Genomic DNA, 15,431 nt, shown 5'->3' with positions numbered 1-15,431 from the left:
CAGTCTACTTTCTCTAAAATAATGATTGCTGATTCATCCGCTTGGAGAGCGAATTAACGCTTACAACCAAGATGAAGGCGACGAGCGATTTGAACAGCCCGACAGCAGCCCCGTAAGAGAACATGCCATTTTGCAGCCCGTAACGGTACGTATACGTATCGATGACGTCGGAATATTTCAAAATCGTATTATTTTGCAGCAAGTACTGCTGGTCGAACCCGGCGTTCAAAATGCCCCCAATCGCCAGAATAGCCAAAATCACGATTGTCGGGCGCAGCGATGGCAGTGTGACGTGGAACATTTGGCGCATCCGGCTTGCTCCGTCAACCCTCGCAGCTTCATATAGTTCGGGATTAATCGCGGATATGGCAGCCAAATACATGATCGCATTAAAGCCCATATCTTTCCACATGTTGGATACGGCAATGATCCCCCAGAAATAATGGCCATTTTGAAAAAATTGCACCGGCTCATCCGTGATATGCAGCACCACCAAGAGCTTGTTGATAAGTCCCTGCGATGAAAGCAGTGTGATGATGATGTTCGCCGCAATAACCCAAGAAATGAAATGAGGTAAGTAGGAAACCGTTTGCACCACTTTTTTAAACAAACCCGTCTTCACTTCGTTGATCATCAAAGCTAACAGGATGGGTGCAGGGAAACCGACTAACAGTGATAAGAAACTTTGCGCAATCGTATTACGCATAATGATATAAAAATCTCCGCTTGTAAAAAAGTACCGAAACCATTCGAACCCAACGAACTTGCTAGTAAAGAACTGTTGGAAAAAGGAACCCCCGCCAGGCGAGTAATTGATAAATGCCATGTACAACCCGAACATCGGTCCATACGAAAACAACAAGGTGACGATGAAAGCTGGCAGCATCATCAAGTATAAATATTTCTGTCCTTTCATCCGTTTGAGTGACGCTTCCATATGAATAACCCGCCTTTTCCAGGCTGCGGCGGCCAAGCCGCTCATCAGCTCCATAATCTTTGGTATGATTTCATTATAGGAATGAGCCAGGAACAATTCTATACAAGCATTTTCAGAATCATATTCCAAAATAACACACCTGACGGGAAGTCATTGTTTATTTGCGTTATACGTTCTACAATAAATGAGAAAACATGCGTCTAGAAAGGTGGTAACGCTTTCAATGTATCGTATCCTGCTGGTAGACGATGAGAAAATGGAACTCGAAATGCTAGCCCATTATATTCGTTGGGAAGATATGGGGATTCGTGTTGCTGGAACGGCAAAAAACGGGCGAGAAGCCCTTCAGCGCATGGAAGAGCTTCGCCCTGATATTATTTTGACAGACGTACGTATGCCGATAATGGACGGACTGGAATTCAGCAGACGGGCCAAGCAGATCGACCGCAACGTCCAAATCGCTTTTTTAAGCGGGCACGATGAATTTCAATACATTAAAGCGGCATTATCTGTGGAAGCGATCGGCTATTTGCTTAAACCACTTGATATGGAGGAGCTCCATAATCTGATGGTTAGAGTCAAACAGAAATGCGAAGAAATCAGCATTTCATCGCAAACTTCAGGCGTACTCAAGGAGACGTATCTGCGAGAGCTTTTCTTGGAGAACAATCCTAAGATTAGATCGCAGTGGATTGAGAAATTACAGCTCCTGCCGTCTCCCATACCAGCGAGTGGTTTCTTTCAAATATTATATATAACGGCTGATTCTTTCAGCGGGCCTGGCATAGAAGCTGTGATGCCTATTCGTCAATTCGTGCAGACGGAGATGCCCTGTGCCTTCCTCTGTCAAATCAAAGAAGGCACGTTCGCCATTCTCTACAACCGCAAGCTGGATGCATCATCCCTAGAACTCACCGAAATGGCGGAGCAGTTGCTTCGGCATGCAAGCGACAGCAGCAGCCCCCTCTCCATTGGCATTTCCAACGTCGGTATGGGCATAGAAAGTCTCTACGATTTGTGCGCTGCCGCCAAACAAGCGAATGCGAGCAAATTCTATTTCGGCTTGGGTACATGCATAATGGCCGATGAAACCATCGTTCCGGTGTACGAAGAGGTGAATCCTGAACCGGCCATTACTTCAATTTGCTACGCCATTGCTCACCTGCAAGAACCAACAGCTATCGCTGAGATTCAAAGCTTTTTTGCAACCATGCGTAATAGCAGGATCGATCAGGATCTGGTAGGCTCCACCTCACTGCGTCTCGTTACGGCCATTGAGCAGCACTTTGCCAATATCATCGGAGGGGGCTCCGTCCATTCCATGTATGTCGATGATTGGAAGCGGATTGCGAGATATGCAACGATCTACGAAATCGAAGCGCATATAACAGATGTATGCCTTTCTATACTTGCCCTGATGAAGGACAAAGACAAAGACAAGAACCTGCACATCGTTCATCAAATTACGAATCTGATCGACCGAAGCTTCAGCATGCCGCTGACCATTGAGGACATCGCCAAGAACGTATATCTCTCCCCCAATTATGTACGAACCCTTTTTAAGGATAAAATGGGGGAAACGATTCTTGAATATTTGACACGTATGCGGATTCAACATGCGGCTGAACTGCTCAAAGACAAATCCAAAAAAATTCATGAGATTTCTGCAGCTGTAGGGTACGAGAACGTCTCTTACTTTTGCTCGGTGTTTCAGAAATTCAAAGGGACGACCCCTAACGAATACCGCAAAAAACTTTTATAATACAAGGACGATTGCCAATGCCATTCCGGTTTATAGCCAAAACTTATCTTAATTTCAGCCTGCATAGCAAGCTGTTTACCGTCTTTTGCATCGTCTCGATTCTTCCGTTGTTATTTTTCGTCAACTACTCGTACGTCACGACCAAGCGGGAGCTAACAGCGCAAGTTTACACGAATATGATCGCAACGACAGATCAAATTAACGCCAATTTGGAAACGAAGCTTGATTCCTATTCCAAAATATCTGCCTCCATCTATTTGGACAGCACACTTCGGCTGCTGCTAACCAAAGATTATACCGATAGTACGGACTACCTGGACTCGTATCTTTATTTTAATAATGTCATTAACAATGTACTGGCGGCGAATCCCGACATTCGGACAGCCTCTATCTACACGAACAACACAACATTTCCAGCTGACAGCGTGTTTATTAAACGGATAGACGATGAGGCCAAAGCAACAAGGTGGTACGAGGCGATCAGCCATACGTATGGGAATGTGACATACAGTGTATCTTCAAATACGACAATCCCTGAGCCAATCTTCACGATGGCACGTCTGCTCAATAACAACAGCCTTAACTATCCTTACGGTATTCTTACGTTCAATATTGCCGAAGCCGAAATTTATAAGCTCATGGCAAAGGAAGACAAGCAAAAAAATATTTATATCGTTGATGAGAACGGGACGATCTTGTCCAATCAGAATAAGTCGCTTTTGAATCAAAATATCACCCAGCTAATTCCCGGAACGTTCGGGGAGAGCAAGTCAGGCAGCTTCGACAGCGTGTACAACGGCGAAAAATCCTTCGTCGTCTACAATACGATTCAAAATGGCTGGAAGACAATTTCCGTCATTCCATACAAGAGTTTCATTACGAACGCGCAAAACGCCTCTAAGCGAATTCTGTTCATCGCACTCGGCAGCATGGCCATTTCCATCCTGTTGATTTACATTACGGCGCGGTTTTTCACCAAGCGAATCGAGTCGCTGCTTCAAGTCATCAGGCGAATCGAACGGGAAGATTTTAATGTCAGCATGAGATTTATGGGGCATGATGAGATCGGTCAGTTGTCCTTCGCTTTTCAAAAAATGAGCAGCCGCCTGAAAGAATTGATCAACGAGGTCTATAAGAAAGAAATTTCCAAAAAAGAAGCAGAAATGAACATGCTGCAAGCCCAGATCAATCCGCACTTTATGTACAATACACTAGCTTCGATATCGGCACTGGCTATCAAACACCAAGACAAAACCATAAATGATATGGTCTCGCACCTCGCCAAGTTTTACCGTATTTCCTTGAACAAAGGTAAAATGATTTTGCCGATTAGTGAAGAAATCAAGCTGACCAAATATTACATTGCCATTCAGCAGAATCGGTTCGAAGGACTTCTTCGGCTTCATTATGTGATTGACGAGTCGGTGCTTGTGTACCAGACGGTCAAGCTGGCGCTGCAGCCCTTTGTCGAGAACGCCATTAATCATGCGATCTGGGACGATGAATTAGGCATTAATATCATTATTAAAGCGTATAAAGATGATCGGGATATTTACTTGGAAGTGATCGACGACGGGATGGGTATGCGACCTGAAACGCTGAAACGTGCTTGGAACAAAACGGACAGTGATTCTGGATATGGGATAACCAATGTAGATCAGCGGATTAAACTGGCATTTGGCGACGAATACGGAGTAACGCTATACAGTAAGTTCGGTGTCGGCACGAAGGCACAGATTCGCATTCCGTTGCATGGTACTAGTCCATAGACTTAATGAACCATGCGAGATGCTCCAAATAGCCAAATAGCGGGAAAAACCCCCTTTATTTCAAGCGAGTCTCCGCTAAGGGGAGTTATTAACTGGAAAAAATCCCTTTAATTTGCTTGTTTAGCCCTGTTCCAGGCTCAATCGTCCGTATTAACAGGAGAAATTCCATCTATTCACCCCTGTAGCTGTGTTATCGGGCCATTTAGCGGTAGTTTTTCCAGTTCATCTAAGAGGCGCTCCCAAAAGTTCAAAAAAGGCTGTCACCCAGTCATTCAATGACTTTCGGGGCAGCCTTTTCGATTCTCATTTATTTGTTTGCTTGTTGGATGAAGTAATCAATGTCGGCGATGAGGATCGTGGCAAATGGTTTGCTGATCTTTTTGCCCGATAAAGCTTCGACAAAGATACGCAGCAGCTTTAATTGACGAACCGTCGCTTCTTTATTACTGCTTCGCACAATCGCTTCTACTTTGGCCAGCAGTTCCTTGCCTCGGTCCGAAATCGTGATCGAACCGTTCGCAACGCCGATGTTAATCAGATCCATGAAATGATGGGTATCAATCTTCACCTGCAGCGTATACGTATTCGATGTCACATTTCCGGCCAAATCCGTTGCGACTATATCGATCGGGTGGTTACCAACGGTTAGTGTTGCAGGAGCAGCCTTGATCGGATTGCCAGCCGTTTGATGATCCAATTTAACGGTGCTACCGCCAATACCACTTAACGAATCTGTGATTCGAACAGATAGGTTGAGCGCATCCGTTTGCCAAATCGTTAGAGGCTCTGTTATCTGAATCAATGGCGCTGTCCGGTCAATGCCTACCGTTACATGATTGGTTTGCTCCACATTGCCGGATCTGTCCGTCGAACGATAGTCGACGCTGTATAGACGCTCAGCAGACAACGTCACAGGTCCTTTAACCGTCACCCAGTCACCTTCATCAAGCCTATATTCCGTCTTAAGGACGGTGCTTCCCTGTTGATCCTCTGCGCTAAATGTCATCGTAACGTTCTTGTTCGTAAAAGATCCTGAACCGCTGATCCCATCGAAAACGACGTTCGTCACAGGAGGTGTAAGATCCAGCTGAAGCTTGAAAAGCTTGGATTCAGCTGGCTGCAAAGATAGTTCAAGGGTATCGCTCACTCTATCTTCTGCTCCTGTCCATACATCCGTTCGAAGGTAAGAACCGCCTCCAGGTATTCCTGCACGGTCCAAATGGATGGTCTTTGCTGCTGAGGAAGCAGCATTGTAATTAAAGACGGCCAAGTAATACGTGCCATTATCATTCAACACGAAGGTATCTGCCGCACCTGCACCGGTATTCCCTTCAACTGCTTGGAAGGCTTTGCCCAGCAAAGCGACTTGATTGACATCTGGGTTCGTGAGCAGCTCGTTCATATAGGCTTGAGCGGTCGTATTGTGAACATCGTCAGAATTCAAAAAAACTGTGCCGGAAATAACGGCGGAATTCACTCTGCTGCGCGCTTCGTTCAAGGAACTAGCCTTGGATAATACCATGTGGTCAGGATCCGTGTAGGGATAAATCGTGCCATTCTGCCACGAGCCATACGTCAGCGAGTTCAGCTCATATTCCGTTTCGCTGATTTGGCCGTACACATCGCATGAGATTCGACGGCTATGTGCATATTGGCTCGGGAATATCGGGGCGATCGATTCGCTGATGAACATGCTGCCGTCAATGACGCTGTTCACGTAAGCCATCCCTTGATTGTACGCCTGGATACCAGTCGTCACGGATGGATCAGCATGTTCTCCTTCCAATGAACCGTGAGTTAAGAAATCCAGCTTGATAAATGTAAAGCCTAAGGACTTAAACTTGCCTAGGAAATAGTCAATTCGCGCCTTTGTGCCCGGGTGTGTCGTGTCAAGCGCGTAGGCTCCATCCAAAGTAGGCAGCACTTTTCCGGTACGGTCTTTTAACACAATGTCGCCGTACGTATAGGTACCATTCGTTCCTTCGACGACCTGATTCATATCGTTGCCCCAGTAGACGAATGGCGCCCAATAAATACCGGCCTGCTGGCCATTTTCCCGAATCGTCTTCACAGCATTTTGCAGCTGAGTATCCGTTAAATTATCCCAATAGGAATCCAAATTAATATATAGCGCACCGTCGTTATTAAAATGATTGTTTTGAAGATTTGTTTTAAAATAATTCGACGTATCAATGACATCTTGGTAGCTTAGCTTGCTGCCGAAGGCGCCCCAACTATTCCATCCAACTGGTACTTTATTGGCTACTGGACTGTGGAAACTTAGAGGCGGTGTAAGGACGGCATTCGCCTTGCCGTACTCTTCAAGTCCTGCACGGTAATCGGCAAAATAACCAACAAACACGGTGGGTGAAGTGATTTGTGCACCGGAAATGCGGCCATGAGGTTCAACGTCATGCGTAATGTTGGAAGACGCTCCACCGTACACCGTCAGGTTATTCAATTTGTTATTATAGCCGGTCCAGGCAATGCCCGTTTTCCAGGTATCATGAGTCACTGAACCGATTACAAGGCCATTGCGACTCGTATTATCGTAAATAGCCGTTACTTCATAACCCGTATTCGCTGTGTTGATTTGTTGCGCCTTATAGCGGATCCAATTATCGTTATCGAAAGGAACGAACAACACCCGATTGTCTGCGCCGCTCCCGATATCCACACCGTTGCTATTGTTCACCACGACAGGAGCCATGTTGTTCGTCGTCATGGGAGTAGTATTCACCGCTTGTAACTGCGTCAAGAAAAAGCTCTTACCTTCATATAAAGTATAAACTTGATGCAGCGCAGGTTTACCGGAGGCTTCATTGATGACAGTGAACCTGATGCCAGTGCCGAAACCGTCATGAACGGGGACGATCGCAGCATCCGATAATGTATGATAGGTATAACTCTTACTAGTAAGAAGTTCGGGTTGCTCCAGTTGCAGGCTGCCGTAAGCCCCTTTTACCATTTTGACATTTTTCCAGGCATAGTCCGCCAGACCCGTGTCCGTATGGTACGCAATCGAAGTCTCACCATTCGAAAACGTAGCGCCGTATGTATAATGCGTGACGGTAATAGCGCCGTACTGTTTCGACTCGCCCGGCTCGCCGAGGCTGGCGTCGACGTTATCGTCATCTCCGGGAGTCAGAACCGTCTTAGGACCGACCTCAATTTTATCAATATCCGGGGAATACCCATTTCCGTCAGCGAACAAAAGGGTGTTGCTGCCCGCCGCTAAAGATAAATTCATCACATGCTTACCGACCGTATCCCAGTCAGCTGTTTTCGGAAAATCGAACGTTTCGGCTTCGCCCCCATTTACACTGACTTGAGAGGAACGAGGATCTCCGGATATATAGGATACCGTTACTTGATATTTGCCAGCTGCTCCGACTTCGACGCCATTAAATGTCAGAGAGCTCCCTTGGTATAAATTGCCGACCTTCTTGCCTCCGGAACACGGGCTGCAATCTGCAATGCTTGCCTTGCCCATTAGCAGGTTGGCTGAAGATTCCGCTTCGTAGGATACGATTTTCGTCGACACCGCAATCTTATCCATATCTGGAGAATAAGAATTACCATCAGACAACAGGATGATGTTACTGCCGGCATTTAAAGTGACATCGACGTCAAAGGTTCCGACCGTATTCCAATCCGTTGTTTTCGGAAGATCGTACAGCTCGGCCGATCCACCATTTACACCGACCTGAATAGACCTCGGATCGCCAGAAATATAGTAGAGCTTGACTGTATAAATGCCTGGGGCTTTCGCTTGAATCTGATTGAATTGCAGCGAGCTGCCCTGGTATAAATCGCCAACTTTCTGGCCCCCTGAACAAGAACCGCAGCTCGACACAGACGCTTTGCCGGCAAGCGTGTTCACATTTGACTCGGCCTCATAAATTTGAGCAAATATCGGCTCCGAGCCATCTCCACCACCATCTCCGGGATTGGGATCCGTCGACGGGGCGACGACGATCTTGTCGATATCCGGTGAATACCAGTTGCCGTCAGCGAACAAGATCGTATTCTTACCGGCATTCAGGTGCAGCGTGATATCGAAGCTGCCGACCGTGTGCCAGTCAGCCGTTTTGGGAAAGTCGTAGTTCTCTACACTACCACTATTCACACTAATGTTTACCGAGCGCGGATCACCTGAAATATACGATACCGTTACTTTATAAGTTCCCTCCTCGCTCACTGTAATTTCGTTAAATTGCAGCGTACTGCCTTGGTATAGACCACCAACCTTCTTGCCGCCCGAGCATTCACCACATTCGGTGACCGCTGTATTGCCGCTTAACGTATTTCCCGGTGCTTCCGCTTCATAGGTTTGGTTGTCCGCATAAGCCGTTTGGACGCCGATTCCGGCGTTGGCAGGAACGGCAACCAATAAAAGCATAAGCACAGCAAGCCATTTTGCAATCCTTTTTCGCATAAAATCTCTCCTTTTCAAGGTGTGCAAACCCTTTCATAACCATTATAGGAAGGAAAGCAGAGAGATCTCTACACGATTATTTTCAGAAATATAACGTTAATTAACAATCTTTATAACTCAATATCGGAATTCATTGCCATGAACTGGCTGGGCATAACTCCGACTGTAGCCTTGAACGATCGGCTGAATATATAAATGCTCGAGAAGCCCACCTGTTCAGCAATAGCGGTTAAAGTTTGAGTTCCTTCAACCATATGTATTTTCGATTGCTCGATCCGAATATGTGTCAAATATTTATGAATCGTAATGCCAAGTTGATCTTTAAATAAAAACGATAAATGATTGGTCGAGATTCCGACATGCTCACTTATCGTATGATTATCCAGTTCCGGGTCCCAAAATCTTTCATTAATAAATTTGATGGAGTTTTCAATGAACACCCAGCCCTTCGTCATCTTACCCTCTTTATCGTTCCTACCCACTTGTCCCTTCATAAAAAGAACTAATAATTCCAAACAGACCCCTTTTAGGATCAAAGAATAACCCATTCTCCTATCTAGAAACTCCTTCCGCATGATCAGGAATCTCTTCTTCAACTCCAACCGGTCGGGGAGCGTCAGACGGGAAATGGGGATTGTAGATGCTAGCTGCATCTCCTTTTCCACCACGAATCTACGCTCTTCCGTAATCGCTTGGTCCTCCCAAGAGCTTCGTTCTTCGTCGTAATACAAATCAAAATGAACGATATATTGAATCAATGGCACCTCTGACGTAGAGCGAATAATATGTGCCATGAAGGGAGGCATTAGGATAATGTCCCCTTCCTTCACCTGATATTTGACCCCGTCCAGAAAAAACTCAGCTTCTCCTTGCTCGATATACGTAAACACATGGTCATAATCCATCCATTCGCCCGCCAGAGAAAAGGATTTATGAATTTTCACCACTCTGACGAAAGGCGTCAGGCTGTTCATCCATGTCTCCATGTACTTCCCTCCTGCAGTGAGTGTCTATCATTTTCCAAGTATAACGGATGGGGATTCTTATTGACCAGAGTCGCAACTGCTGCGAAACTTTCTTTTAGAACTCATGTCTCACTCCAGTCAAATAAAACACCGCTGTACTGATCCTTAAGCAATCGGAGACCTTCGTACGCATTTTTAGCTTCCTCTGGCTTCAGCACATGGCTGATTAAAGGTTCAACCTGCAACCGTTTCTGCTTCATCATCTCGAATATGATGCTCGAGTTTCTCACCAAAGAATGTTTCACAAACTCATTAGGTTCAGTCGGATAACGCCACTCATGCGCTCCCTTGAACGTAATACAGCCTCTGCCATATAAATGGCAGTAATTCAAAACTTCTGTCACATCCGTGTTATATTCACCGCGAGGACTACCTAAGAAAATGATTTCGCCTAATTTCGCGATATAGGAGAGACTCTGGAGCGCTACACTGGAGACACCCGTAGCCTCTATATGCGTAGAAACTCCCTTCCCATTAGTGATTTCGGCAATCCGTTCCTTCACACTGTCTTGTCCACCATTCACGCCATAGAGCACACCACACTGCTCGGCAATTCGAAGTCTTTCCTCCGATAAATCTATACCAATCACAGTTGCGCCCTGAGCCTGAGCCAGTTGAGCGGCCATATTCCCTATTAGTCCAAGCCCAGTTACGCTTACATAATCCCCAAATTCAATATTTGAAACACGAATCGCCGTCGTTGCGACCGTGGCCATGCGAGTAAACGGCACCCATTTCAAATCCAGGTTCTCCGGGACTTTGAGAAAGGTCCCCCTTATCGAAACAACCTCATACTTGGAGTGGCTCCCATAATGAAATACAACATCGCCAGGTTCAAACCTTGTCACTTCCGCCCCCACTTCCAAAATCTCACTTACAGCCGCATAGCCTGGAATGCCCGGCATCTGGAACCAGGCTTCATTACCAGACAGCATAGCAAGTTCAGTTCCTGGACTGATTAATGTATAGAGCTTTTTGACCAGAACCTCCTCGCCGCCAATCTGCCCAGAGAAGTTCTCTTCCACCATTTCAACCTGCCACGGATTTAGAAAAATGACTTTTTTGTTATTCATCGTATCGAAACACTCCTTCATATTGATCTCAATTTCAATATAAATGTTTTTGCTTGGAGCTTCTTTGACGTTAACCATGATTTTTTATCGAAAAACACGATAAATAAAAAACGGAGCCCGCGAACCCGCGGTACTCCGTTTTTGTTGTTTGCTAATTCAGAATTTGGCTAGCAAGCATCGCCAGATCCTGGATGTCCACCTTATTGTCGCCGCTCAGATCAAATTTCTGCCATGAGCTCCAATCAGAATCCGTGGACGACTTGCCGTAGGCTTTAGCCGCCATCGCAAGGTCGCCGATACTGACCCTGTTGTCATTGTTATAGTCGCCGCCCATCGGTTTGATTACCGAATTCACGAACGTTTGCAGCGCTGTCTGCAGCTGCTCAGTCGCCTGATCAACCGCTGCCTGATCGGCTGCTGGGTTATTCGCAACCGTCAGGGCTTGATCAATCGCCGCCTGCAGCGTTGCCTTCGAGCCAGCAGGGTAATTACCAACTCCACTGCCTTCGGACGCTTGGTCATGCTTAGCCTGTGCATCCGCAATCAACGCATTCAGAGCTGTTTTATCTACCACTGCCTGCTGCTCGATTCTCAGGCTGTGGCTCACGCTAGGGAGCGTCGTCTCAACGCCGTTTACATCCGCCGTAACCACTTTGCTGAGCAGGATCGACGTATTCCCTGCCGATTCCGGCTTCGCCCTCAAGCTTAGCTTCAACAAATCTCCGTTCGGATCTGTCTGCTTGTCGCCAAGATGAACGCCCAGTACGCGCAGTTTGCCGTCCACCAGTTTCTGATCAACGATGACGAATTGCCCCTCGGCCATCGTGACTGGATTGTAGACTTGCTCCACGACTGTCGGATCGAACTCGAAGGTCAGATCCTGTGCTATGACTCCGGATTCCAGGTCCTTCCCGCTGTAAATAAGCTCGAACGTTTCGCCGGGCCGTACCGTCGCCGGGCCTGTTAGCTTGATTTTACTCTGGGTATTAGGTGCCACCGTTGGGACGGAGATGTCAGTCCTCTTGGATGGCAGCCTAGCCTCGTCACCCAGATAGAAACTAGCGAAGCCCATCTGATCGTAGCCCGTGTTCTTGTTCGCCACACCGCTACGGTACATCGGGTCGTGCATCAGCGTGCGAATGCCGTACTCCGTCGGTGATAGGGTTGTGACGATGGCCAAACGATTATTGCTGCCTCGAAGAATGAGCTCCTCGCGCCAATCTCCGAACATGTCGGCTTTGAGCGTTGGTGTGCTCTTATTGCCAGTCGACGTGAGGCCAGTCGCGAGATAGGAGGAGGTCGCGAAGGTCAGATCGTTGACCGTGCTGATCGTTGCGCTGCTGACGGCCATTGCCGTCAAGCCGCCACCGAACCAGATCGCGTTCTGGCCACTGCCCAGGTTTCTACTGCCGTTCAGAAGCTCGCCAGTAATCATGCTTCTGGCGCCGTTCTCCGAATATCCTTGCGCGCCTGGCCAGCGATTAGAGAAGTTGCCCGCCACTGCGCCCTCGGCGTCGCTGCCGGCGTATACACCGAAGATCATCGAGTTTTCATAGATAACCTCGCCTTGTTCGTTAAGCCGTTTGCCCTTCATCGGATCGTGGGCCTCCGGGCCAGGCAGCCAGCCGTATTGCTTACCGTTGCGGATGTCGTCAAAAATGTGCTCCTCGCTGCCTGACCACATTTTGATACTGTTGTCCTTGTCGACCGGGAGCAGTGCGCTGCGGTCACCATGGCGCAGCGGTGCCCACCTGTTCAGCGGATTATTCCGCACCGCATCGGTTGCGAACTCAAAGCTGTCAGCAACCGGTGGGATGCTGTTCTGCCCCTCAATTGTAGGCATGATATCGCCGTTAAGTACCTTGGGCAGGATCATGGTCTTGTCGGAACTCAGGCCGAGGACCATGGCTTTCATCACGATCTCATCCCAACCGTCGCCGTCAAGATCGGCGGTTTGGGTTTGATGGTTGCCACGGTTCTGGTAATCGTAGGCGGAGCCGCCCAGAGCCCAGTATCGCGGATCGGCCGAATCGAAGCTGGCCTGCAGATTGACCTTGCCGTTCACGATATTGAACGCGGCAAATGTCGTCCTTGCGTAATAGCCACGCTGCGAAACGGCGTATTTGTTAACACCGTCAAGAGCGGCTACAATGCCGAGGTAGCGGTTGGCGCGGTTGCCCTGCGCGTCGCCCCATACGGCGGCCTTCCAAGGATGCTCAAGCCAATAGGCTTCTTTCTCAGCCATTATCTGCGCTTTATAATCACTAGCTGAACTACCAGCGCCCGGGCCAGGAAAGGCCAGATAAGAGAAATTGCCGCGCTGGGATTCAGGCGTCATCGCCCAGTTATCGCCATCAACACTGCCCTCGTAGGGGAACGGATACTTGGCGCTGTCTAGGAGCACGCCTTTACCCGCTTCATCGTCCCACTTATAGGCCGAGAAAAACTCCTGATCGTCTTTGGCCGGGCCGATCGGGCCGACGTGATAGGTTTTAATCCACCTTTTGACTGTCGGATCATTCACTCCGTCGTTGCCGCCTACGGCTATCGGACTGCGGTAGGAGATGGTGAAACTGTTAAGGAGAGACCAATTGTTGTTAAGGGCCTGTTCATTGCCCGTGGCGAAGTATTCCTTGAATTTGTCCGTGGTTGCGCTCAGGCCGTTCTCGCCACCAACGACAGTGTTCACGGTGTCCGGATATATAACGGACTGCGACGCTTCGTCCCAGTTACCGATACGGGTGCCTAAGGCCGTCTTGAGCATTAGCTCTGACTTGCCATCACCATCAAAGTCTTCGCTGAACAGCGTAGTCTCGTGGTCGTTCCCCGCCCTTACGTTATAACCCATGTCGACACGAAACAGTAGGGTTCCATCCAATTTGTACACGTCTATGTACTCAGGAGCGGTTAAGTTGTTGCTGCCACTGAAGATCGGTTCGGAATACATCGGGTCTTGCTGGGTACTGCGCCACTTAACGACGATCTCGTATTCGCCATCGCCGTCAAAATCACCCACCGTCATGTCATGGGTGGCGTAGGCGGAGCTTTGGGATGTATAGATCGCGCCAGTGCTGGTTTTCGCGTAGGCCAGCTTGGTACCGTTGTCCAGTTCCTCGACATACTTGATGAACTTGGCCTCCAGCTCCTTGTACAAGGCGTCGCTGATGATGCCGTCGTTACCAAGGGAGTTGGTCGGCTGCCAGGTTTCATGATTGTACGTGCCTAGCTTAGTAACCCATCCGCTCAGATCGGTCACGCTGACCGGTGTTTTGTTGTCATGGGGCTCGCGGAAAGCCTTGAGCAAATCCATGTCGACGACGTACCAGTTCTGGCCGCCCGTTCCTGGGATAACCATGTTAGCCGCGTTCAGATTAGTGCCTGGACCGAACCTGTTGTCTCGGTACATGAAGTGCGCGAGCGGCACTGGTGCCGGAGCTGGCTTCATCTGGATATATTGCACGGCGCCTCTGCCAGTCTGCCCCGCGCTTCCCGCCAAGGCCGACAACATGGGGGCGGACATCCCTTGTCTTAAACCTTCAATGCCGCTAATGACAGGTGCTACCTCATAGATGGAAGATAGGAGACCATTCGGGTCGGTGTAGTTAGATGGGGTGACGTTTTCTTTCACAATGCCGGGGTTTGTCTCGTAGTTGCTCTCGGGTTGTACATTCCGGGGTGTAATTGTGGTGATCTTCACAAAATCTGCCTCACCGTCTTTACGGTAGACGTTCCAAGAGAGGCCATCGGGCTCGTCTCCCAGGAAGCGCCAGCTCAGGAATATGCCGCCTGTGACCTGGGCAGCGACCAAGCCGCGTGTCAGATACTCCACCGGACGCAGATTGCGCCCCGCGCCATCGGCCGCAGCCGGGACGCTGAAGGTCAGCAGGGACAGGCCCATGGCCAGTGCTAGGGACAGAGATACGAGTTTTTGCATTGTCTTTTGCATTTTTTTGTGTTCCTCCTTCAACAAATGTTGATGTGTCAACGGGTTGACCCGTTGTAGAGTGCCAAAAAAAGTTTAATTGGAAGCGCTTACCAAAACTGTTTTATATCCTGTGAAACTATTCCAACATACGGGTACATTACGTAGATCATGATGGAAAGTAGTTATTGAAAATTCAGCGTCATCACTCGGTGTAGGTGGGGCTCGCAGCATGTATCTGCCTCATTGGAAAGCCATTCACACTCTACAGATTTGCAACCATTCGATCCACCCCCTCTTATTTCCTTTCATCGTTGACCACCAGGATCGCTGCGATATCCAGTAATCCAACCTTACACCACGTGTCGGTTTAGGGGTAGGTTAAAAATCATACCTATTTGTTCAAAAAACAGAGGTGTTAGGTAGCACGTTTACTTCAGCCCAATAGGCACGGTACCCTTGAGCTTCACAATAGAGCGCACGACAAAATAAAGGGAAATATCCC

Annotated in this window: 7 protein-coding genes; 2 read left to right on the top strand and 5 right to left on the bottom strand. The window is 48.2% G+C overall.

The window, feature by feature from the left end; translation table 11 throughout:
• Positions 1-13 precede the first annotated feature (13 nt).
• A complete protein-coding gene (locus tag GQF01_RS26035) occupies positions 14-937 on the bottom strand; it encodes an ABC transporter permease (RefSeq protein WP_235960509.1) in 924 nt (307 codons plus the stop codon).
• A gap of 223 nt (positions 938-1,160) precedes the next feature.
• Between GQF01_RS26035 and GQF01_RS26030 the strand changes: the two genes are divergently transcribed.
• Together GQF01_RS26030 and GQF01_RS26025 are read left to right on the top strand one after the other, a co-directional pair.
• Complete coding sequence (locus GQF01_RS26030; RefSeq protein WP_161409793.1) at positions 1,161-2,699, top strand: response regulator; 1,539 nt, start codon at positions 1,161-1,163, stop codon at positions 2,697-2,699.
• A 17-nt stretch (positions 2,700-2,716) separates the two neighbouring features.
• Entirely contained in the window at positions 2,717-4,468 is a 1,752-nt protein-coding gene (locus GQF01_RS26025) for a cache domain-containing sensor histidine kinase (protein ID WP_161409792.1), read from the top strand.
• Positions 4,469-4,775: 307 nt separating this feature from the next.
• Here GQF01_RS26025 and GQF01_RS26020 read toward each other — a convergent pair whose 3' ends face one another.
• The 4 genes from GQF01_RS26020 to GQF01_RS26005 form a co-directional block, all read right to left on the bottom strand.
• Positions 4,776-8,906: an OmpL47-type beta-barrel domain-containing protein gene (locus GQF01_RS26020; RefSeq protein WP_161409791.1), complete on the bottom strand. Its 4,131-nt coding sequence runs from the start codon at positions 8,904-8,906 to the stop codon at positions 4,776-4,778.
• A 110-nt stretch (positions 8,907-9,016) separates the two neighbouring features.
• Positions 9,017-9,892 (bottom strand): AraC family transcriptional regulator, encoded by an 876-nt coding sequence (locus tag GQF01_RS26015; RefSeq protein WP_161409790.1) that lies wholly within the window; start codon positions 9,890-9,892, stop codon positions 9,017-9,019.
• A 101-nt stretch (positions 9,893-9,993) separates the two neighbouring features.
• Entirely contained in the window at positions 9,994-11,004 is a 1,011-nt protein-coding gene (locus tag GQF01_RS26010; protein ID WP_161409789.1) for a zinc-dependent alcohol dehydrogenase, read from the bottom strand.
• 151 nt (positions 11,005-11,155) lie between these two features.
• On the bottom strand, positions 11,156-14,950 hold the full coding sequence (locus tag GQF01_RS26005; RefSeq protein WP_161409788.1) for a rhamnogalacturonan lyase family protein: 3,795 nt from the start codon (positions 14,948-14,950) through the stop codon (positions 11,156-11,158).
• Between the last annotated feature and the right edge of the window lie 481 nt (positions 14,951-15,431).

It is taken from the genome of Paenibacillus silvestris, from assembly GCF_009882985.1.
GTDB lineage: Bacteria > Bacillota > Bacilli > Paenibacillales > NBRC-103111 > Paenibacillus_E > Paenibacillus_E silvestris.
Note: the sequence above shows the minus strand (reverse complement) of the source record. Positions and strands in the feature narration are given on the sequence as shown.